This is a genomic window from Moritella sp. 5, assembly GCF_018219455.1.
GTDB lineage: Bacteria > Pseudomonadota > Gammaproteobacteria > Enterobacterales > Moritellaceae > Moritella.
The window spans coordinates 562,820-585,103 of sequence record NZ_CP056122.1; the positions used below are offsets into that span (position 1 = coordinate 562,820).

Sequence of the window (22,284 nt, forward strand, 5' to 3'; positions counted from 1 at the left end):
CTTAGCTTAACTTAAATTCTTTCACTTTCGTGAGTAGTTCGGTCGAGTAGTTTAATAGTTCTTGGCTGATACTGCTTGCATGTGTTGCTACTAGCGTTGTTTCATCGGAGTGGACTGCGATAGTTTCAATGTTGTGTTGAATATTTGTGGTTAACTCTTGCTGTGTTATCGATGATTCGGCAACCGAATTATTCAACTGATTAATCTCCTGCATTTCTCGTGCAATTTCATTTAACATGTTCGCTAACTGCGATACTTTTATCGCCCCTTCTGCCGCGGTTACTTTGGCTGTATCCATCGCTGAAAATGAACTGTTTGATGTTTCAATCAATGAGCTAACAATAGTTTGTATTTCTTTGGTCGAATTATTGGTTTTAATGGCCAATGCGCGTACCTCTTCTGCAACTACAGCAAATCCTCGGCCTCTTTCACCTGCTCGAGCGGCTTCGATGGCTGCGTTGAGCGCCAATAAATTGGTTTGCTCTGAAATGGAGTTGATCACACCTAATATTTTAGTCACATTGTGGGTCTGCTCGCCGAGCTGATGCATCTTATCGACGACGTGGTCGAGTTGTGTTGTCAGTGTACTGATTTCATCAATTGTTGCACTCGCTAATGCATTGCCCTTATCGGTTTGTAATGCTGCTTGTGTTGATGCTAGGGTGGTCATATTTGCTTTCGCTTTAATATCTTCAACTTGTGTTTGCATATTGATGATACTGGTGCTGATTGTCGCGGCTTCTTGTTTTTGTTGGTTGGCGGAATTGTAGGTTTGTGTTGATGCTGTACTTAGTTTTGTCGAAATGTCTTCTAATTTCTCTGCTGTATTAAGTACATGAGTAAGGCTGTAATGAAAATTACTCATCATGTAGTTAAAGGCGGTGACCATACGGCCTATTTCGTCATGATTTTTTACTTCAATTAATGTTGTCACATCTTGGGTGTCACTGGCTAATTCCATACTGTCAGTCAGGTCACTGATTGGTTTTAGGATGATGTTACGAATAATAAACAACGTCAGTAACAATCCCGCAAATAATACCACGGCTAAGATAGCGCTTGACCGTAAAATATTTTGTTGCACTTGCTGGTAGAAGTTATTTAAGGAGTATTCTAATCTAACCGCACCGAGTACATCACCTTCTTGCGCATTATGACAAGCTGTACAATCAGTACCGCGGTAATCTTTTGATGCGATAAGGGGCTTTGTTATCAATAAGGTTTCACCTTGGAGAGTGCTAATGACTTGGGTGATCTCTTCGCCTGCAAGTGCACGGCGGTCAAAATCGTCTTTGATTTGTTCGCTCCCTAGTCCTAGACCATAAAGTTGATTAACCTTATCGGCTCTGACTACGCGAATATCGGTAATGTTATCGTTCTCTAGCATTTTGTGACGTAAGGTTTCACGTTGCCCAATACTGCCGGTGAGCATCATGGTATTTAAACTGTCAAAATAAGTATCAGCTTGTTCATGCGCCTGTTGCTCTAAAATAGATAAAACCAGTGCTGTCTCTTGCTTGCTCTGTGATAATGCCGAGATCGCGAGTATCAGGATAAAAAGGGTACTTAACGCGAGGTTTATTTTTCTAGTTATAGATAAGTTTTGTAACATTGTTTTTTCCCATCAGAAACCAACCAAGGGAGATCAAACACTTAATGATAGCCATTGGTATTTTAATTCAACTGTAATAAGTAGGGTTAATCGTAACAAAATAATACTGGTACATATGTGATATCGACCAAAAGAGGTATTTTATTAGACTGAAATGTTAAAAATAAGTAAATTAAGTAGAATATAAGGGGATGAATAAGCGAGAGAGGAAATTAAGGTATTAAAGTTTGCATAGTGAATTACATGCGTATTTAAAATGCTGAAATTAGAAATTAGAAATTAGAAATTAGAAATTAGAAATTAGAAATTAGAAATTAGAAATTAGAAATTAGAAATTAGAAATTAGAAATTAGAAATTAGAAATTAGAAGAGGTATTCATGGGGGGGTGATAGTTGGAAAGAAGTGGCAGGGATATGAGGATTTGAACCTCAGAATCCCGAGATCAAAACCCGGTGCCTTACCGCTTGGCGATATCCCTACAATTCTTTCTACAGCTGGGCTGTATTGTTTTATAAAACATGGTGCGGAAGGAGAGACTTGAACTCTCACACCTTGCGATACTAGAACCTAAATCTAGCGCGTCTACCAATTCCGCCACTTCCGCAATGTTTTATTTTAAAATAAGAATGGTGGCCATGACGGGACTTGAACCTGTGACCCCAGCATTATGAGTGCTGTGCTCTAACCAGCTGAGCTACATGGCCATTCTTACTTTTTTTCATTTTGTCCGTATAAATACGTGCAAAATAAAGTGGCAGGGATATGAGGATTTGAACCTCAGAATCCCGAGATCAAAACCCGGTGCCTTACCGCTTGGCGATATCCCTACAATCTGTTTCATGACAATGTCATGTTAAAGCATGGTGCGGAAGGAGAGACTTGAACTCTCACACCTTGCGATACTAGAACCTAAATCTAGCGCGTCTACCAATTCCGCCACTTCCGCACAATATTCTTTATCTTTACAAGGTTGGTAGTATTGAATGGTTAGAGTTCAATAAACCTTATAAAGTTAACACTGACCTAAGTCTGTGTTGGTATATGGCAGGGATATGAGGATTTGAACCTCAGAATCCCGAGATCAAAACCCGGTGCCTTACCGCTTGGCGATATCCCTACAATCTGTTTCATGACAATGTCATGTTAAAGCATGGTGCGGAAGGAGAGACTTGAACTCTCACACCTTGCGATACTAGAACCTAAATCTAGCGCGTCTACCAATTCCGCCACTTCCGCACAATATTCTTTATATTTATAAACTTGGTAGTGTTAATCAAATTAATGAGAAACAGTGTTTATAAATTTAACAATCCGCTAAATAGCCAATCGTTTATATAATGGCAGGGATATGAGGATTTGAACCTCAGAATCCCGAGATCAAAACCCGGTGCCTTACCGCTTGGCGATATCCCTACAATTTGAATTAAGATGGTGGCCATGACGGGACTTGAACCTGTGACCCCAGCATTATGAGTGCTGTGCTCTAACCAGCTGAGCTACATGGCCATCTTAAATCTCATTCCGACTAGCAGTTAACTGTTTCGTTGGAACGGGGCGCATTATGCTAATTACAGCCAAGTTCGTCAACTATTTTTTAGTTAAAAAACGTTTTTAACTACGCCTGTTGAAATTCTGTACGAATCCTGTTGTCACTCTATGCTATTTGTAGCAAAACTGCAATTGTTGATGGTTTTAAGCTAGTAAAGTGAATCTTTAATTATTGAACTATTTTTCTGTATTTAGTTATTTCAGTCAATACGTGGCTGTGTGATGAAAATAAAGCTACTGCGATGAATAGAAATAAAAAACGCTGGCAATTGCCAGCGTTTGATTTTGCTACTTTAAGTATATTTTTAGATATAGGTAAAGGCTTTTAGCTTAGGTAAAGTTATACGTTGAAACGGAAATGTACAACATCACCATCTTTAACGATATAGTCTTTACCTTCTAGACGCCATTGACCTGCAGTCTTAGCGCCAGCTTCACCTTTGTTTTCGATGAAAGCAGCATAAGGTATAACTTCTGCACGGATGAAACCTTTTTCGAAGTCTGTATGGATTTTACCAGCTGCTTGTGGTGCTGTAGCGTTCACAGGGATAGTCCATGCACGTACTTCTTTAACACCCGCAGTGAAATAAGTCTGTAGTGTCAGTAGTTCGTAACCTGCACGAATTACACGGTTAAGACCTGGTTCTTCAATACCCATGTCTTCCATGAATTCTGCACGCTCTTCGTCTTCAAGTTCAGCAATGTCAGATTCCATTGATGCACAAATAGCGACAACGACTGCATTTTCTGTTGCAGCCAGTGCTCGTACTGCATCTAAATGCGCGTTATCTTCAAAGCCATCTTCATCAACGTTAGCAATGTACATAGTTGGTTTTAGCGTTAAGAAATTCATGTAGTCAATCGCTGCAACTTCTTCTTTAGTTAGTTCTAAAGAGCGGATCATTTCACCTTCAGCAAGGTGAGCGATGATCTTTTCAACAACTGGCACTTCAAATTTAGCGTCTTTATCGCCGCCTTTGGCTTTTTTAGCTAAACGTAGCAGTGCGCGTTCACAGCTGTCTAGATCGGCTAGTGCAAGTTCAGTGTTAATGATTTCGATGTCATCTAATGGTGAAATTTTGTTGTTCACGTGAATGATGTTTTCATTTTCAAAACAACGTACAACGTGACCAATTGCATCTGTTTCACGGATGTTTGCTAGAAATTTGTTACCTAGACCTTCACCTTTTGATGCGCCAGCTACTAAGCCTGCGATATCAACAAATTCCATTGTAGTTGGTAATATACGCTCTGGGTTTACGATTGCAGATAGTGCATCTAAACGCTTATCTGGTACAGGCACAACACCCGTATTCGGCTCGATTGTGCAGAATGGGAAATTGGCAGCTTCGATACCAGCTTGTGTTAATGCATTAAATAGTGTTGATTTACCTACGTTTGGTAAGCCTACGATACCGCATTTAAAACCCATGATTTTTACCTTCTTTGCTATGTACTAAAATTGGTTCACACAGTTAAATTATTTATCCGTGTGTGTTGAATTATTTCTTTTTTATTAATCATTGCGCTTTAAACGTATGTAAACGACTCATCGCTTTGGTCATGCCGTCTTTAGCTAAAATATCGATACAGCGTACTGCTTCATCAATCGCTGCATCCATTTGTTCTTGTTCTTTGGCTTGTGCTTTGCCAAGTACGTAACCGGTTACTTTGTCTTTATGGCCTGGGTGACCAATGCCAATACGTAAACGGTAGAATTCTTTGCTGTTCGCCATCTTGCTAATAATGTCTTTCAGACCATTATGGCCACCATGGCTGCCGCCTTGCTTAAATTTAGCCACACCAGGTGGTAAATCGAGTTCATCATGAACAACTAAGATTTGTGTCACATCAATACGATAAAATTTAGCTAATGCTGAAACGGACTTACCACTTAGATTCATGAATGTGGTCGGGATTAACAGTCGCACATCTTGGCCGGCAATCGCTATTCTTGCTGTATAACCAAAATATTTAGTCTCTTCACGTAATTGCGTGTTGTGCCATTTCGCTAATTCGTTAATAAACCAAGCTCCGGCATTATGACGGGTGCGGCTGTATTCTTGTCCTGGATTAGCCAGGCCGACAATTAAACGAATGTCGTTGCTCATGGTATACCTATTATTACTGTAATGATGGCTTAATGCGTATTCGAGTCAGTCGACCCTTACTCATTGGATAAAAAACGCGCTATTTTACCTTGTGTCAGCGCAAAGCTCAACTGACGTATTCACCAAGTTGAATGTATAGTGCGCTTATGACTTAAAGTATTCGCTGCTTTAGATAAACAAAAAACCGAGCCTGGTAATACCAAACTCGGTTTTTATTGCATTGCTTAAATTAAATTATGGGTTAATTTAATTATTTAAACATTGCTGAGATAGATTCTTCGTTGCTAACGCGACGGATTGATTCAGCTAGCATAGGGCTAAGACTCAATACACGTACGTTTGTTAGTGCTGCTACTTCTGGAGATAGTGGAATTGAGTCTGTTACCACAATTTCATCAATGCAAGAGTTACGCAGATTATCAACCGCGTTACCTGAGAATACTGGGTGAGTCGCGTAAGCAAATACACGTTTCGCGCCATTTTTCTTTAGGGCTGTTGCTGCTGCACATAATGTACCGCCAGTGTCGATCATGTCATCAACCAAGATACAATCACGGTCTTTCACATCACCAATAATGTGCATTACTTGTGCTACGTTTGCTTTTGGACGACGTTTGTCGATAATCGCAAGGTCAGCTTCATCAAGTAATTTAGCGTTAGCACGTGCTCGTACCACACCACCGATATCTGGAGATACGATAACTGGATTTTCAAGATTCTTTTCTTGCATGTCTTCTAATAATACTGGCGTACCAAATACATTATCAACAGGCACATCGAAGAAGCCTTGGATTTGTTCTGCGTGTAGATCAACCGTTAATACACGATCAACACCAACACTTGAAAGGAAATCGGCTACAACTTTTGCTGTAATTGGCACGCGAGAAGAACGTACACGACGATCTTGACGAGCATAACCAAAATAAGGAATAACAGCAGTAATACGACCCGCTGATGCACGACGCATCGCATCAACCATAACGATCAATTCCATTAGGTTGTCGTTCGTTGGTGCACAAGTAGATTGTAGGATGAAGATATCTCCACCACGTACATTTTCTTCAATTTCAACACTAATTTCACCATCGCTAAAGCGACCAACTTTGGCTTTGCCAAGTTGAATGAAAAGGCGGTCTGCAACTTTCTGTGCAAGTTCTGGTGTAGCGTTACCAGCAAAGAGCTTCATGTCGGGCACGGTGTAACCTCAGGTAATCGATGTATTTGGCTGGGATATAATTATACTCCTAGTCAGCGAACTGCCTAGTAGAGATCCCCAGCGTTAATCTCTTAAAATTTGGTAACAACTTAATAGCGAAGATTCAGGTATCGTATTTATTTTCTTGTGTTCATTATTATTGCGCCGTATTTTTCAATCATGCAATAGTCGCGTTTTTTAAATCACGTAATAGCGGTGATTTATTTAAGCCCTTCGCGATATAAATTTGCATGCTTTTAGGCGCTTTCGCTAATACTGTTAATGCATCAGACTTGGTTTTAAACTCAGAAAAAACACAACAACCGGAACCTGTCAGTCGAGATGGCGCATATTTTAGCAACCACTCCAATGCTTTTGCAACCTCAGGATGACGTTTTTTCACAGTTGGTTCAAAGTCATTTCGCCATTCGTCTTGTAATAACTGATGCAGCGGGCGTTTTGGCGTATCACGTATTAATTCTGGATCAGCAAATAATTTTGCCGTATTGACCTGAGTGTCAGGTACGACAATAAGATAATAGTTCTCATCCACCTCAATAGAGGTAAGTTGCTCACCTATTCCTTCAGCAAATGCGGCATGACCACGGACAAATACGGGTACATCCGCACCGAGCTTAACGCCTATTTCGGCTAATTGATCCTCATCGAGGTGTAACTGCCAAAGTTGATTTAATGCAACTAAGGTGGTTGCAGCATCTGAAGAACCGCCACCAAGACCCCCGCCCATTGGTAGGTTTTTGGTTAGTTGAATATCTGCACCCAATGGCAGCACTGAGTGCGCTTTAAGCGCCATAGCGGCTTGATAGATGATATTGTCGGTAACAGGAATACTTGGGATCTCTGGCGTAATGGTTATATCATTACTAAGGTTTGGGGTAATGGCTAACTCATCCCCGATATCAACAAATTGAAATAAAGTTTGTAATTCATGATAACCATCGGGGCGACGGCCATTAATATACAGGAATAGATTCAGTTTTGCGGGTGCTGACCAATGGCTAGTATTTTGTTGCATTTAAATTCCAGTTTCGAGTCGTAATTTTTATACGCATGTCGTCTTTTTTGATAACGATATTTTTAGGTAACCAAATATTATCGATTAATTGATAGTGAGTATAACTGATGTGCCAACCGAGTGGATGATTAGCTTGGGTGACACGACCATAATTATCGAGTTGAACATCGTCAGTTAATGGGTCTCCAATGATCCAAGCACGTAATTCATTCACGGGAATTGGGATTGGACTGAGTTGGTTGACCAGTGTTTGAGTGTTGCGGCCTTGGTATTGACGGTCATCATTTAAAATTAGCGTGGAGATATTATCACTGCGCTTAATCGTAAGTACATGAATACCAAATGGTCCAGTTAGATTAATCTTGAAATCATGGTCATATTGTTGCCAGTTTAAGGTAGCAGAATTACGTGAATCAGGACTAATAAAAGCAATTTGTCCTTGCAGTTGCCAAGTCCGAATACTTTGTAATTGAACTTGGTGTTGCTGCCATAATTGTTGTGGGTTACCCACCGGGGGTTGTACCCGTGTTGTACTACTACAGGCACTGAGTAATATACTCATAATAAAAATGTAAATAGAACGCTGAAATGTCATAAGATACTCAAAAAAATAAAGTAATGATGATAAAGAGCAAGCATGGGGTTATAAAAACAGATATGCTTGGTTTTGTCACTTTAAAAATACATACTTTTTGCGTAGAATAGCCTCCTATTTGTTTTACAACTATCAACAGTAAGTAATACATGACTCTGTTAGCACTAGGTATAAATCATAATACAGCACCTGTATCATTACGTGAAAAGGTTGCTTTTTCACCTGACAATATTGAAGAGGCGTTCGCCAGCATTACGGCTGAGGGTATCGCGTCGGAAGTAGTGATTGTTTCAACTTGTAATCGTACCGAGATATATTGCAAAATTGAGCAAGGACAGCCCGAACGCGTTACGCAGTGGTTAGTTGATTTTCATCAGGTGAAAATTGATGAATTAGCAACATGTACTTATCGCCATTACGATACCGATGCGGTACGCCATCTCATGCGAGTGGCTGGCGGCTTAGATTCACTGGTATTAGGTGAACCGCAAATTTTAGGGCAGATAAAACAAGCCTTTGCGAAAGCGAAACAGTTAAATGCTGTTGCTCAAACTCTAGATAAACTATTTCAAAAAACGTTTACAGCCGCTAAGCGCGTGCGTACCGAAACTGAAATCGGTGCTAATGCAGTCTCCGTGGCTTTTGCGGCGGTGAGTTTAAGTAAACATATCTTTGATGATTTATCTAAAACGCGTGTGTTACTGATTGGGGCGGGTGAAACCATTGATCTGGTTGCGACGCACCTTGCAGATCAAAATGTCTATGAGATGATGGTGGCTAACCGTACTTTATCCCGTGCGGAAGTGCTGGGTGACAAGTTTGGTGCCAGCACCATGACCCTAGAAGAGATCCCACAACATTTACATAATGCGGATATTGTCATCAGTTCAACGGCAAGCCCATTACCTATTATCGGTAAAGGGATGATCGAAAGTGCATTAAAACTACGCAAACAAAAACCTATTTTCCTGGTTGATATTGCCGTGCCCCGGGATATTGAAGAAGAAGTTGGCGAGTTAGGTAATGCATATTTATACACTGTCGATGACCTGCAGGGCATCATTGAACAGAATAAAGAAGCGCGTCAAGATGCTGCAGAGCAAGCAGAGCACATCATTACTGAAGAAACACAACTGTTTGTTGAATGGAGTGCTTCATTATCAAGTGTCGATTCTATTAAAGAATACCGGAATGCGGCAATGGCTGAAAAAGAGCTGTTACTTGAAAGAGCGATAGCCGCGCTGCAAAATGGCTCTGACCACGAACGTGTATTAACAGAGTTAGCCAATAAGTTAACCAACAAACTTATCCATGCGCCGACGCAAGCACTCGTGAGTGCAGGCAAGCGTAATCAAGATGACGAGCTATTATTAGTGCGTCGTGTCATTGGTCTTGATTAGTTTTCACGTCCCTAAAATAAAATAGATATGACCATTATTGATAATTGAAATTCATTAGCAACGGGTTACTCTATTTCAAACTGTTTTAGTATATATTCGGTATATCAATAGTAAATTATCGGAAAGCAATCGACTATTTCCTTACATATAGGTATCCTTGCCGATCACAACAAAGAAATAATCCATATTCAATTACTGAAGCAACCTGTAAGACTTCGGTGATCTATTTAACGGTAATACGAGAGTAAAGATGAAAGCATCGATCATTACAAAATTAGAAGCCCTAATCGAACGTCATGAAGAAGTTCAAGCACTATTAGGTGAGCCAGAGATCATCAGTGATCAAGACCGTTACCGTGCACTAACAAAAGAATACGCGCAATTAGAAGAGTTAGTTACTTGTTTTAAAGAATACCAAGACGCAAAAGAAGATTTTGAATCAGCAGAAGAGATGTTAAAGGACGATGATCCAGACATGCGTGAAATGGCTGTTGAAGAATATAAAGAAAGCAAAGCAACGGTTGCGCGTGTCAGTGATGAATTAGAAGTCTTATTGTTGCCACGTGACCCAAATGATAGCAATAACTGTTTCTTAGAGATCCGTGCGGGTGCTGGTGGCGACGAAGCGGCCATCTTTGCAGGCGATCTTTACCGCATGTACAGCAAATATGCGGAGAAAAAAGGCTGGCGTTTATCAGTCATGAACTTAAGTAACAGTGATCAAGGCGGTTACAAAGAAGTTATCGTTAAGATGGAAGGCGAGGCGGTATTCGGCACCATGAAGTTTGAATCAGGTGGTCACCGTGTACAACGTGTGCCTGAAACTGAATCACAAGGTCGTATCCATACCTCAGCTTGTACTGTGGTTGTTATGCCTGAGATCCCTGAGTCAGAAGCAATTAGTATTAACACTGCGGATCTTAAAGTTGATACGTTCCGTGCATCGGGTGCTGGTGGTCAGCACGTAAATAAAACCGATTCTGCGATCCGTATTACCCACATTCCTACGGGGACAGTGGTGGAGTGTCAAGATGAACGCTCACAGCATAAAAACCGTGCACGTGCGATGTCTATTCTACAAGCTCGAATTCAAGCGGCTGCTGATGAAGTTGTGCGTCTTGAAGAAGAAAGTACCCGTCGTAGCCTAGTGGCAAGTGGTGATCGTTCTGAACGTATTCGTACTTATAACTACCCACAAGGTCGCGTTAGTGATCACCGTATCAATCTAACACTTTACCGTCTAAATGAAGTGATGGAAGGTGAGCTAGACGTATTGATCCAACCAATCATTCAAGAACATCAAGCGGATCTGTTAGCGGCGCTTGCTGAAGCAGATTAGGTGTGTCGAGTACTGTGAAAACAATTGCACAATTACTGCAGTGGGCTGTCAAACAGCTCACTGACAGCGAAAGCCCGAAGCTTGATGCCGACGTTATCCTTTGCTTCCTACTCGATAAAGATCGCAGTTATCTTTTCACTTGGGATGACAAGGTAATGGATGATGATATTATTCGTCGTTTTACTGCACTTATCACACGTCGTCAGGCGAGTGAACCTGTCGCTCATATTCTTGGTTATCGTGAGTTTTGGTCCTTAGAATTAGAAGTGTCACCTGATACGTTAATTCCAAGACCTGATACCGAAGTCTTAGTCGAACAAGCACTTGTTTGCATGCCGAATCAAGCTTGCCAAGTATTAGATTTAGGGACAGGTACGGGCGCTATCGCACTGGCCTTAGCATCTGAATCACCACAAGCGACAGTGACCGCAATTGAATATCAGCAAGGCGCGGCTGCATTAGCACGTCGAAATGCCAAACGCTGTGGTTTTGATATTGCGGTATTGCAAGGTAGTTGGTTTGAACCTTTACAAGCCAGTCAACGTTTTGATGTAATAGTCAGTAATCCACCTTATATCGAAGAACATGATCCACATCTGGCTATGGGTGATGTGCGTTTTGAACCGTTAACTGCGTTAGTTGCTGCTGATGATGGATTGGCTGACTTAAAGCACATTATTCGTGAAGGTTATCAGTTTTTAACCGCGGATGGCTGGTTGTTAGTTGAACATGGTTTTGAACAAGGTGCTGCGGTACGCGCACTATTTACCGCATCCAATTATCATCAGGTTGTTACGCATAAAGATTATGGTAATAACGATCGTATTACTGTCGGACAACGAAAAGAAGCTTAATCATGGATATTGTTATTCCGCTGCACATCGCGACGCTGTTATTAAGTGTGCTGATGTATTTTGTAAATTTTGCCTTCACAGTAAAGCAATCACCGTATCTTGAGCATACAGGTTTTATCAAATCACGTAAGGTGATAGATATGATCACTGTGATGATGATTGCGTTAGTGTGTATGGTTTCAGGTCGTGCTCCGTTTGTTGAAACGGTCATGACAGAAAAATTAGTGTCGACACTGGCCATCACCTTTATGATGTTTATGTCATTACAGCAAGGTAAGAATCTATTCTTCCGCTGTTTTGCGTTTGCCGGTAGTATCGGCTGGTTATTTTATGTGTACTCGTTAGCCGTTAATGGCGAAGCATATTTGCTGAGGTAATGATGGAATTAGATGCAAATGCAGCGCTGACAGAAACAGAACTGGCAGAAGATATAGCAGTAGATAATCACGCTATTGATAGTGAACAACCTGAAGAATACGATGATGAGCTTGCAGAAGAAGTGCTGATGATTGATAACGTCATGCTCGCAACATTATCAGCCATTGAGGAAATTACGGAGAAAACGTTACTCGAAGAGGCGATTATTGAATTGGATGAGCTCATTGAACTTATCGAAGTTGATATGCAAGGCTTTACCTGTGATGTTGAGAAACGTGACCAGTTATTGTATTTGTTTTATCAGCAACTTGGCTTTGCCGGCGATTGGCGTAAGTGGTTAGAACTCGACAGTGTATTATTACATAAAGTCATTAGCAGTCGTAATGGTGTGCCGCTGTCACTAGGCACTGTATTTATGTACTTTGCCGAGCATTTTGAAGTGGATGTGACTGGGATCTTATTCCCTGGCCAATTTGTGTTACGTTTCGGTAGTAAACAAGACGGGATGTATATTGATCCTGCTGATGGACAGGTATTGAGTCGTCATAAGCTACAGGTATTGCTACGTGGTATCGAAGGTAATCATGCACTGCTATCTGATGATGATTTATTCGAAGCTACGAATGAAATGCATTACTTGCGTTTATTACAGGTATTAAAAGCGGCGTTAATTCGTGATGAACATTTCTCGTATGCATTACGCTGTATTGACCTCATTTTAGAGATCGATCCTGATGAACCTTATGAAATTAGAGACCGTGGATTTTTGTTACAACAACTTGATTGTAAAAAGTTAGCCAGTGAAGATTTTGCTTATTTTATTGAACAATGTCCAGACGATCCGATCACAAGAGTTCTAAAAGCACAAATAGATGAGCTTGCTGCGACTGATGATACGATTCATTAAAATTAACTGATATAAAATGGACCCTTTAAGGTAATAATTATGAATGCAAAAATAGTAAAAATTGGTAATGATATTGTTTGTGCCAACGATCTACCATTTGTGTTATTTGGTGGCATCAATGTATTAGAAGACGAACTGTCGACTCTACGCGCTGTAGAAGCATATAAAACAGTGACGGATAAACTGGGTATTCCTTTTGTATTTAAAGCGTCATTTGATAAAGCCAACCGCTCTAGTATCCATTCTTTCCGTGGTGTAGGCATGGAAAAAGGTTTAAACATTTTTCAACGTGTGAAAGCTGAGTTTAATGTGCCGATCATTACCGACGTGCATACTGAAGCACAGTGTCAACCAGTGGCTGATGTTGTTGATGTGATCCAACTCCCTGCTTTTCTTGCACGTCAAACGGACTTAGTGCAAACAATGGCGGCTACGGGCGCTGTTATTAATATTAAAAAACCACAATTTATGTCTCCGCATCAAGTGGGCAATATCGTTGATAAGTTTGCTGAATGTGGTAATGATCAAGTTATTTTATGTGAACGTGGTCATTGCCATGGCTACGATAACCTGGTCGTTGATCCGCTAGCATTTGGTGTAATGAAAGAGCTTACTCAAGGTACACCAATCATTCTAGACAGTACCCATGCAACACAACAGCGTGATGCAGGTAGTGCTGCGTCGGGTGGTCGTCGTAAACAAGTACCTGAATTAAGCTATGCGGGTTTAGCGACGGGGATTGCGGGTCTTTTCATTGAAGCACATGAGAATCCAGCACAAGCGCGTTGTGACGGTCCTTCAGCGCTGCCCTTTGCTACGTTAGAAGCATTTTTAACACAAGCAAAAGCGATTGATGATCTAATTAAGAGTTTTACTGCGATTGATATCGATTAATTTCAGGCATAAAAAAAGCGCTGTAATCATACAGCGCTAAAAACCTATGACTGTTAATACAAGTGTATTAAGCATACTATCAAAGGTTTGAAATAAGTAATCTCTACTTAAAGGCTTAAACCAAAAAGTTTAAGCAAACAAACACAACATTACATAACAAAGACTAACTTATATAAATAATACTAATTAATGAAAATTAGTAGAAATAAGTATTATGTCCTATATACATACGCGCACTATAGTTATTTTCTAGTATTCTTACAATTGACAAATTATAATGTTTCGCATTAGTTTTTCTTATCTAACTGGACGACACTATGTCACGCAGACTTCCGCCATTAAATTCGCTACGTGTTTTCGAAGCCGCAGCTCGACATTCTAGTTTTACCCGTGCATCTGAAGAACTTTATGTGACGCAAGCGGCTGTAAGCCATCAAATTAAAGCGCTAGAGGAGTATTTAGGCATTAAATTGTTTCGTCGTCAAAACCGTGCGTTATTTTTAACGGAAGAAGGGCAAAGTTATTTTTTGGATATTAAAGATACTTTCACCTCACTCATTGATGCGACAGAACGTTTATTAGCCAGAGGTGCAAAAGGCTCGTTGACGGTTAGTTTACAGCCTAGTTTTGCGATTCAGTGGTTAGTACCGCGTTTATCTTTGTTTTCAGAACTCTATCCAGATATTGATGTCCGTATTAAAGCGGTTGATATGGATGATGGATCACTGACTGATGATGTGGATGTCGCGATCTATTATGGTCGAGGAAAGTGGAAAGATTTATATGCGCAGAAATTACATACCGAGTATTTAGTACCTGTGTGTTCTCCACGATTACTGAATGGTGTTAAACCACTCAAAACGCCGGATGATTTAAAACAGCACACCTTATTGCATGATACGTCTCGTCGTGATTGGACGGCTTGGTTTAAGCAAGGCAATATTATCGGTGTTAATGTTAATCAAGGGCCTATTTTTAGTCATACTTCGATGGTATTACAAGCGGCAATACATGGTCAAGGTGTCGCGTTGGGACACAGTGTGTTAGCACAGCCTGAAATTGATGCCGGTCGTCTTGTGCGTCCTTTTACTGATGTCTTAGTGAGTAAAAACGCGTATTACGTCGTTTGCCGTGAAGAGCAAGATGAACTTGGTAAAATTGTGGCATTCCGAGATTGGATGCTGTCTTTAGTAGAGGAAGAACAGCAAGAGTTTGTGGAGAATTAATTCATCACGAAGTCACTAAATCCTTGGTGTTATATCGTCAAGGGTTTAGACTGTGCGGCTTTTGTATGCAAACCAGTTCAAGATACCCCGTATTCTGTACTGGTTTGTGTATATTTTATGAATTTTGAATCTTGGTATTGTATCTATACTGAGTGTATATCGTCAGCCATGTTGATGACGAAAATGAGGTTATTAGAAAATGAATGGTATTTTATTATATTGCCGTCCTGGTTATGAAAAAGAATGTGCCGCTGAAATTCAAGCACGAGCGACTGCCATGGAGGCGTATGGTTTTGCTAAAGTAACGCTGAATTCGGGTTATGTTGTGTTTGAATGTCACTCTGCTGAAGATGTAGATTCAATAGCGAAAAAATTACCACTCTCATCATTGATCTTTGCACGTCAAATGATCGCATTACACGCACGTGTTGATGATATGCCGCTTTACGACCGTGTAAACCCAGTGGTTGCTGCCTGTGACGGTATCGAAGCCATGGGCGAGCTACGTGTTGAAATGCCTGATACTAACGAAGGTAAAGAGCTGTCTAAATTTTGCCGTAAGTATACGGTGCCACTTCGTCAATCGTTACGTAAAGGTGATCACTTATTATCAAAAGAAAATAAAAACCGTCCAGTACTGCACGTATTTTTCATTACGAATACCAGTGTTTATATTGGTTACTCATATAGCTTTAATAACTCGCCATTACCTATGGGTATTATGCGCCTTAAGTTCCCTTCGAAAGCACCAAGTCGCTCGACATTGAAACTAGAAGAAGCATTCCATACATTTATCCCTGCTGATCAGTGGGATAAACGTATCGGTGGAGCAATGCGTGCGGTTGACTTAGGTGCTTGTCCTGGTGGCTGGACGTATCAGTTAGTACAACGAAGCATGTTTGTTGTTGCTATTGATAACGGTGCAATGGCGGATAGCCTAATGGAAACCGGTCAAGTTAAGCACTTCGAAGAAGACGGCTTTAAATATGAGCCTGCTAAAACGACGATTGCGTGGACCAACCGTAAATTAAACGGTAATAAGATCAAGGTTCCTGAGAACCCACCAGTTGATATGCTGGTATGTGACATGATTGAGAAACCAGAGCGTGTTGCTCGTCTAATGTGCAAATGGTTATTAAATGCATGGTGTAAAGAAGCAATCTTTAACCTTAAACTGCCATTAAAACGCCGTTACCATACATTAGAAGATTGTTTAGCTATCTTAGATAAGCAACTTGACGATCGTTTTGTTATTCAAGCTAAGCACCTTTATCATGATCGTGATGAAGTGACTGTGCATGTTGCTTGGGCACACTTCATTCCTGAAGACAAATAGTATAGAGTAATAAAATAAGAAGGAGGGGATACGTCCAGTATGTCCTCTTATATACCAAGCCATTAAATACCATATCTGTGGTTTATTTAATGGCTTTGTTATTTAAAACGATAACGAAAATATAATAGTGGATCCTTGCCACGTACTTTAATTCCAATGATAGCCCCCTCGATATTCATATTATAATAGGCCTCGTGCTGTAGAATGCCGCTTGATTTAATTTTTGTTTTGATGGTGACGCGTTCGTAATCAAATAATAAATAAGGACTGCGCTTTAAGCTGTAATGCAAGTTTAAGCTTAGCTTACCAATATCTTTGAGTCTGGGGATAAAGAGGCGAGTAATATCGGGGTCTATCCACATATTAAGCAGTTGTAATCGCGCGGTATGCTTACGCTTATTTTTGCTTTTTTTGATAACAAACAGCGACTGTTTAAACTCAAATTTTGGGTTCACGGCTGCTGTTGCCATTAGTTCGGTTTGACTATAGCGGTTAGAAAAATGCCGCTCTGGTATATAGGATCTTAACTGATCTTCTGCCGCAAGAGCGATCTCGCTGAATAAACTTATTGAGAATATGATCAAAAGGTTATTATATGCCATATATCACCAAAGCTGCTGATGAGACCTTAACTATAGCTTGGTATCGACAAATTACTAGCTGTGGGCTTAATTACTCTCTGAAGCGTGTATAGAGCGGTATATAAGGAGGTGGAAGAGGTTATCAGCCGCTTAACATCTGTGATGCTAAGCAACTGAATTAATTAGTTTGAGTATACCTAACTAATTGTATTTAATAATGCTGCTTATAAACGCTCTAAAATTGCTTGAGTAAAGTCTGTTGTACCATGCGTACCACCCAGATCTCGCGTTGTTCTATCACCTGACTCAATGACATCGCGCACTGCGTTACGAATATTATTAGCTTCTGTTTTCATTTCTAGGTGTTCTAGCATCTGGATAGAGGCTAGAATTACGGATGTCGGGTTTGCTAGGTTTTTACCTGCAATGTCAGGTGCACTACCGTGAACAGCTTCGAAAATAGCGATATCTTCACCGATATTTGCGCCCGGAGCCATACCAAGACCACCAACGAGACCTGCACATAAGTCAGATAAAATATCACCAAATAAGTTCGTAGTCACGATAACATCGAAACGTTCAGGGTACATAACCAGGTTCATGCATGCCGCATCAACGATCATTTCTTCTGATTCGATTTCAGGGTAACGTTTGGCCACTTCACGTGCAACTTCTAGGAATAGACCTGATGTTGTTTTCAGAATATTGGCTTTATGGATAGCAGTTACTTTTTTACGGTTCTCTGATTTTGCTAGTTCATATGCGGCCACACAAATACGTTCTGCACCGGCACGTGTGATGATACTTTTCGCTTCGGCTTCGCTACCATCATCGGCAATAATTTGGCCTGCGCCAGAGTACATACCTTCGGTATTTTCACGCACAGTAATAATATCGATATTTTCGTAGCGGCTACGTGTACCTTTAAAAGAGACTACTGGGCGCAAGTTAGCGTATAAATTAAAATGCTTACGTAATGATACATTGATTGACGTAAAGCCTGCACCAACAGGTGTTGTTAACGGACCTTTTAATGCTATCTTGTTCTGTTCAATTAAATCTAATGTTGCTTTTGGCAGCAGTTCACTTGAAGTTTGTAGTGCAGCAAGACCAGCATCAGCAAAGTCATATGCGAAATTACAGCCAGCCTTATCTAAAATTTGAATTGCAGACTCAATAATATCCGGACCAATGCCATCACCCGGGATCACTGTAATTCTTCTTTGTGTCATACATATTCCTTATTTAATTAGCGTACTTTCAAATGAAAATGTTTTGTTGCCGTATGGTAACAAAGTATTACCTGATTGTTAATGTAGTTACTGCTGTTATTTTAGTAAATAAAGCGTTTAACTTTGCAGGGGTGCCATTTGTTAGACGTAGATATAGAGTTTCACTTTTTTTGTACTATTAACGCTTAGTGCGAATACTCGACTTGTTACTCTAAGCGTCATTTTTATGATTAAGGCTGATACCGTAAATCTTTTAAATTAAACCCTAATGGAATATCAATTTTGAGCTGCGCTAGCTGCTGGGTGATATAAGCCATTTCTTTATGTGTATCAAGCTTTTCACGAAGTTTGGGCTTTAGCTCTTCACTCGCATAAATCGCGTCTAAAGTAACATGCTGTGTTAATAATTGGGTGGCTGTTTTAGGTCCAATTCCTGCAACGCCAGCGAGATGACTACCACTGATCCCTGTTAAGGCCCAGTAGTCGGCAAGTTGCTGTGGTTGTACACCGAATTTATCGTCAATAAAGTTTTGGTCTAACCAGCGTTTGTTAAAATAATCACGAATTTGAATGTAAGGGTTCAACAGTTGGCAGTAACCCTTATCAGTCGAAATAATGGTGACTTGTTGCTGTCGTGCTGACATTTTGATGGCGAGTGTTGCAATCAGGTCATCCGCTTCATCTTGTTCTGTTAATAAAGAGTCTACGTTCAAATCCCACAGGTCATCTTGGATTAAGTTGAGTGCTTGCTGCAAGCTTTCTGGCATCGGCTTACGATTCGCTTTGTAATCGGGGTAGACCTCATGGCGCCAGCCCGTTTGCTCAGCATCAAAGACCGCGACGACATGCGTCGGAGCCGTGATCGCTAATAATTTTCGAACTGCTTGCTTAATGGTTTCGCGCGTTGCGCTTATTTGCGCAACCGGATCATTACTTTGATTTAGTTGTACTGCATGAACTCGACGGATCAGGTTTAACGCATCGATAATTAATAAGTGATTTCTGGCCATATCCGTGTTTCATCAAAGTTAATTGGGCTTTATTATTTCATAGCAAGGTTCATACTTACTACCTGGAAGTTTCATTCTATTCTGTTTTATGAAATTTTTTAATAAATTGTCCATTAATTGCATTAATTTGGGGTCGCCTTGCAATTTAAATGGACCATTTTTTTCAATTGATTTGATCCCTGAGTCTTTAACATTACCCGCGACGATACCGGAAAAGGCTTTTCGCAGGTTCATTGCTAATACTTCAGGGGCTTGATCAAGGTTGAGGTTTAATGCCGCCATATGCTGGTGGCTTGGAATAAATGGCATTTGAAAATCTAATTCTATTTTTAAGCTCCAGTTATATGAATAAGCATCACCAATGGCACGACGATATTCATAGGTTTTATGCATGGCTTGTTTCATTATTTGTGCTGCACTTGCGGCATCATCAATAATAATCTGATAGTATTTTTGCGCTTCAAAACCAAGGGTTAAACCGACAAATTCATCAATGGTGGTAAAGTAGTCTTCGCTTTCTTTAGGCCCGGTCAGTACAATCGGCAACGGCTGTCGTTTATTTTCTGGGTGCATCATGATACCCAGTAAATATAACAGTTCTTCGGCGGTACCAGCACCGCCGGGGAAAATAATAATACCGTGAGACAGGCGTACAAAGGCTTCTAAACGTTTTTCAATGTCCGGTAAAATGACGAGTTCATTAACGATGGGGTTAGGTGGTTCGGCTGCTATAATACTGGGTTCGGTTAAGCCAAGATAGCGGCGTTGTTTCACGCGCTGTTTTGCATGGCCAACTGTAGCCCCTTTCATTGGGCCTTCCATTGCGCCAGGTCCGCAACCCGTGCAAATGTTTATCTCGCGTAAGCCTAATTCATGACCAACGGCTTTCGCATATTCGTATTCCGGTGAGCGGATGGAGTGCCCTCCCCAGCAAACGACCATGTTTGGATCGGAATCTGATTTGATCACGCGCGCATTACGTAAAATGGAGAATACTTGGTTAGTTAAAAATGAAGATAATTCTTTTTTGGGGACGGGTTCTTGCTCTATATAACTATTAACATAAAGAATATCGCGTAATACTGAAAATAGGTGCTCTTGAATACCTCGAATAATCTCACCATCGACAAACGCTTGTTCTGGGGCGTTATGCAGTTCGAGCTTTACGCCGCGTTCACGTTGTCCAACACTGATATCAAAGCTGCGGAATGCTTTCAAAATTTCACTACTGGAATCAGTACGAGAGCCTGAGTTTAATACGGCTAGTGAGCAATTTCGGAATAATAAATATAAATCACTGGTGGCAGTTTGTTGTAGTCGGTCGACTTCAAGCTGTGAAAGCAAGTCCATACTGCCAACGGGTTTAATGTGCGTGATCATAAGCTAAACTCCATGTCAGATAAGCTGGCATTAAGCACGTATAACCGATTGATAAAAAATGAATATGGACGTACTTATTACCGCAGGTCTCATTAAGTTTAGTTGCTAATGATAACTTTATCTCGTCCTGAGCTTTTTGCTTGATACAAGGCTTTATCCGCTCGCTCGAAAGGCTCAACGGTTTCATTGTCTTCTGGTGCAAATTGAGTTGCACCAATTGAGATTGTTATTGAGATTTGTTCGCCTTTAAATCTAAATGGTATATTTTTAATTGTCTTGCGCAGGTTATCTAAAATTGCTTGTATTTCATGTGGTTCTAAATCGGCAAGTAATACGACAAATTCTTCACCACCAAAGCGGGCGATAAAATCTTTACTCTTAATCGATTTTTGTAAGGCTCTAGCGACTATTTTAAGGGCTTTGTCTCCCGCAATATGACCAAAGGTATCATTGATATTTTTAAAGTGATCAATGTCGATAATCGCGATTGTAGTGTTGGTTTGATAACGTAGCCAACGCTTAAACTCAAGTTTAAAGCGTTCGTCTAATGCTGTGCGATTGTATACTTGCGTTAAAGAATCAAGGTACAGTTTATGTTGTTGTGCTTCTAAGCGTTGTGTATGTAGTAATGTTTCTTTTTTGAGTTGCTCAAGTTGGCTCTGAACTGCTTTTATTTGTTGTTCTAATCGAATTTTTTCTTGTAGTAATTGTTCTTGTTGTTGGATACTACTCGAGATGATTTCAAGCCCTTGTTGAACGTGTAACTTCGTGTCTTCTAAGTTTTCACAAGTACTGATATCTAAGTCTAAAATATCAATTCGCTCTTTTAAATTTTCCAACAAACTCATTTGTTTTTTATTTATTTTACTACTATCAACTAATGAGTTATCAAACTTATAAGCGATATTATTGAGTTCTTCGACAATCGCATGTAAAAACGTCTTCGATGCTAAGCGTTCTTCACGTGCCCCTTCGATAATATTGTTGATTATCTGCAAACAGATATCAACTAGCTCATGGATTTCGACACCTTGCAATAAACGTTGGCGAATTTTTTGAAGATTTGAGCCAAACCCACCGGCAAAATCAAGTTCATTGATTAAGCGTTGTAAATCGTCACATATTTTTTTGTGTATGGTTGCCGTTACACCGCCATTATTACTGCGATTGTTTTGTAAATTCTTGATTGCGCTCTGGTAAATGCAGAATAGCGATTGTACTTTCGTTTGCAATTCCGCCACTGCAGTAACTTTGGGCTCTGCTAATAGTAATTGCAACTCGGCGGTGAGTTTTGGATCGTCCTGTAACAAATTAATCAATGATTTAGTGGCTTGAATTGTAGCGCCATCACCAATTTTTAAGGTATCGGATAAGATATGTGGTTGTAGCATCACTTGACGCTCAACCTGTTTGATTTGAGTGATAAGATCATTGTCAGACGCACTGCGTTCAAGAATTGCTTTTAGCTTACTTACTTCAATGTTTAGCTCGGTATCGATACCTCGCGTGGCACCCAGTAAACGATTTATAAATGCTAATAACATGGCAGTGTTAATTTTAGTGTACCCGCTGGCATCACTTTGCTGTGTTGCTGAGTGCGAATCTTGTGATGTCTGCATGAATACTTTTCACATAAGTTAAATCAAAGA

At 40.4% G+C, this 22,284-nt stretch carries 19 protein-coding genes and 9 tRNA genes; 8 read left to right on the plus strand and 20 right to left on the minus strand.

What is annotated here, in order from left to right; all coding sequences use genetic code 11:
• Nucleotide 1: 1 nt before the first annotated feature.
• The 15 genes from HWV01_RS02610 to lolB all read right to left on the minus strand — a co-directional run bounded on the left by HWV01_RS02610 (nt 2) and on the right by lolB (nt 8,098).
• A complete protein-coding gene (locus HWV01_RS02610; RefSeq protein ID WP_211673944.1) occupies nt 2-1,612 on the minus strand; it encodes a methyl-accepting chemotaxis protein in 1,611 nt (536 codons plus the stop codon).
• 404 nt (nt 1,613-2,016) lie between these two features.
• A tRNA-Gln gene (locus tag HWV01_RS02615) sits at nt 2,017-2,091 on the minus strand.
• 41 nt (nt 2,092-2,132) lie between these two features.
• Nucleotides 2,133-2,217, minus strand: a tRNA-Leu gene (locus tag HWV01_RS02620).
• A 23-nt stretch (nt 2,218-2,240) separates the two neighbouring features.
• A tRNA-Met gene (locus HWV01_RS02625) sits at nt 2,241-2,317 on the minus strand.
• A 48-nt stretch (nt 2,318-2,365) separates the two neighbouring features.
• Nucleotides 2,366-2,440, minus strand: a tRNA-Gln gene (locus tag HWV01_RS02630).
• Nucleotides 2,441-2,474: 34 nt separating this feature from the next.
• Nucleotides 2,475-2,559: transfer RNA gene (locus HWV01_RS02635), tRNA-Leu, on the minus strand.
• Between the two features lie 96 nt (nt 2,560-2,655).
• Nucleotides 2,656-2,730 (minus strand) — tRNA-Gln (locus HWV01_RS02640).
• 34 nt (nt 2,731-2,764) lie between these two features.
• A tRNA-Leu gene (locus HWV01_RS02645) sits at nt 2,765-2,849 on the minus strand.
• A 102-nt stretch (nt 2,850-2,951) separates the two neighbouring features.
• Nucleotides 2,952-3,026: transfer RNA gene (locus HWV01_RS02650), tRNA-Gln, on the minus strand.
• A gap of 16 nt (nt 3,027-3,042) precedes the next feature.
• Nucleotides 3,043-3,119 (minus strand) — tRNA-Met (locus HWV01_RS02655).
• Nucleotides 3,120-3,501: 382 nt separating this feature from the next.
• The gene (gene ychF, locus HWV01_RS02660) at nt 3,502-4,593 is read right to left on the minus strand and encodes a redox-regulated ATPase YchF (protein ID WP_211673945.1); all 1,092 of its coding nucleotides are present in this window, start codon (nt 4,591-4,593) and stop codon (nt 3,502-3,504) included.
• 88 nt (nt 4,594-4,681) lie between these two features.
• A complete protein-coding gene (gene pth, locus HWV01_RS02665) occupies nt 4,682-5,272 on the minus strand; it encodes an aminoacyl-tRNA hydrolase (protein ID WP_211673946.1) in 591 nt (196 codons plus the stop codon).
• 250 nt (nt 5,273-5,522) lie between these two features.
• Complete coding sequence (locus HWV01_RS02670) at nt 5,523-6,467, minus strand: ribose-phosphate pyrophosphokinase (protein ID WP_211673947.1); 945 nt, start codon at nt 6,465-6,467, stop codon at nt 5,523-5,525.
• Nucleotides 6,468-6,645: 178 nt separating this feature from the next.
• Nucleotides 6,646-7,503 carry a 4-(cytidine 5'-diphospho)-2-C-methyl-D-erythritol kinase gene (gene ispE / locus HWV01_RS02675; RefSeq protein WP_211673948.1) on the minus strand — a complete coding sequence of 286 codons (858 nt, stop codon included), beginning with the start codon at nt 7,501-7,503 and terminating at the stop codon, nt 6,646-6,648.
• Nucleotides 7,487-8,098: a lipoprotein insertase outer membrane protein LolB gene (gene lolB / locus HWV01_RS02680; protein ID WP_211673949.1), complete on the minus strand. Its 612-nt coding sequence runs from the start codon at nt 8,096-8,098 to the stop codon at nt 7,487-7,489. The genes ispE and lolB overlap by 17 nt, the downstream gene beginning before the upstream one ends.
• Nucleotides 8,099-8,247: 149 nt before the next feature.
• On the opposite strand from lolB, the gene hemA reads away from it, so the two are divergent.
• The 8 genes from hemA (at nt 8,248) to rlmM (ending at nt 16,432) form a co-directional block, all read left to right on the plus strand.
• Nucleotides 8,248-9,498 (plus strand): glutamyl-tRNA reductase, encoded by a 1,251-nt coding sequence (hemA, locus tag HWV01_RS02685; RefSeq protein ID WP_211673950.1) that lies wholly within the window; start codon nt 8,248-8,250, stop codon nt 9,496-9,498.
• 250 nt (nt 9,499-9,748) lie between these two features.
• On the plus strand, nt 9,749-10,837 hold the full coding sequence (gene prfA, locus HWV01_RS02690) for a peptide chain release factor 1 (protein ID WP_211673951.1): 1,089 nt from the start codon (nt 9,749-9,751) through the stop codon (nt 10,835-10,837).
• 14 nt (nt 10,838-10,851) lie between these two features.
• Nucleotides 10,852-11,691 (plus strand): peptide chain release factor N(5)-glutamine methyltransferase, encoded by an 840-nt coding sequence (prmC, locus tag HWV01_RS02695; RefSeq protein ID WP_211673952.1) that lies wholly within the window; start codon nt 10,852-10,854, stop codon nt 11,689-11,691.
• 2 nt (nt 11,692-11,693) lie between these two features.
• The gene (locus HWV01_RS02700) at nt 11,694-12,068 is read left to right on the plus strand and encodes a SirB2 family protein (RefSeq protein WP_211673953.1); all 375 of its coding nucleotides are present in this window, start codon (nt 11,694-11,696) and stop codon (nt 12,066-12,068) included.
• Complete coding sequence (locus tag HWV01_RS02705) at nt 12,068-12,976, plus strand: SirB1 family protein (RefSeq protein ID WP_249185421.1); 909 nt, start codon at nt 12,068-12,070, stop codon at nt 12,974-12,976. Before HWV01_RS02700 ends, HWV01_RS02705 begins: the two co-directional genes overlap by 1 nt.
• 39 nt (nt 12,977-13,015) lie before the next feature.
• On the plus strand, nt 13,016-13,870 hold the full coding sequence (kdsA, locus tag HWV01_RS02710) for a 3-deoxy-8-phosphooctulonate synthase (protein ID WP_211673954.1): 855 nt from the start codon (nt 13,016-13,018) through the stop codon (nt 13,868-13,870).
• A gap of 317 nt (nt 13,871-14,187) precedes the next feature.
• Nucleotides 14,188-15,096: a transcriptional regulator GcvA gene (locus tag HWV01_RS02715; protein WP_211673955.1), complete on the plus strand. Its 909-nt coding sequence runs from the start codon at nt 14,188-14,190 to the stop codon at nt 15,094-15,096.
• Between the two features lie 199 nt (nt 15,097-15,295).
• Nucleotides 15,296-16,432 carry a 23S rRNA (cytidine(2498)-2'-O)-methyltransferase RlmM gene (rlmM, locus tag HWV01_RS02720; RefSeq protein WP_211673956.1) on the plus strand — a complete coding sequence of 379 codons (1,137 nt, stop codon included), beginning with the start codon at nt 15,296-15,298 and terminating at the stop codon, nt 16,430-16,432.
• A 98-nt stretch (nt 16,433-16,530) separates the two neighbouring features.
• On the opposite strand, the gene HWV01_RS02725 is transcribed toward rlmM, so the two are convergent.
• From HWV01_RS02725 to HWV01_RS02745, 5 genes are all read right to left on the minus strand, one after another.
• Nucleotides 16,531-17,034, minus strand: coding sequence for a hypothetical protein (locus HWV01_RS02725; RefSeq protein ID WP_211673957.1), 504 nt, complete (start codon nt 17,032-17,034; stop codon nt 16,531-16,533).
• Nucleotides 17,035-17,237: 203 nt separating this feature from the next.
• Nucleotides 17,238-18,245 (minus strand): isocitrate dehydrogenase, encoded by a 1,008-nt coding sequence (locus tag HWV01_RS02730; protein WP_211673958.1) that lies wholly within the window; start codon nt 18,243-18,245, stop codon nt 17,238-17,240.
• Between the two features lie 230 nt (nt 18,246-18,475).
• Nucleotides 18,476-19,255 (minus strand): flap endonuclease Xni, encoded by a 780-nt coding sequence (gene xni, locus HWV01_RS02735; RefSeq protein WP_211673959.1) that lies wholly within the window; start codon nt 19,253-19,255, stop codon nt 18,476-18,478.
• A gap of 18 nt (nt 19,256-19,273) precedes the next feature.
• On the minus strand, nt 19,274-20,635 hold the full coding sequence (gene ppnN, locus HWV01_RS02740; protein WP_211673960.1) for a nucleotide 5'-monophosphate nucleosidase PpnN: 1,362 nt from the start codon (nt 20,633-20,635) through the stop codon (nt 19,274-19,276).
• Nucleotides 20,636-20,733: 98 nt separating this feature from the next.
• Entirely contained in the window at nt 20,734-22,254 is a 1,521-nt protein-coding gene (locus tag HWV01_RS02745) for a GGDEF domain-containing protein (protein WP_211673961.1), read from the minus strand.
• Nucleotides 22,255-22,284 lie beyond the last annotated feature (30 nt).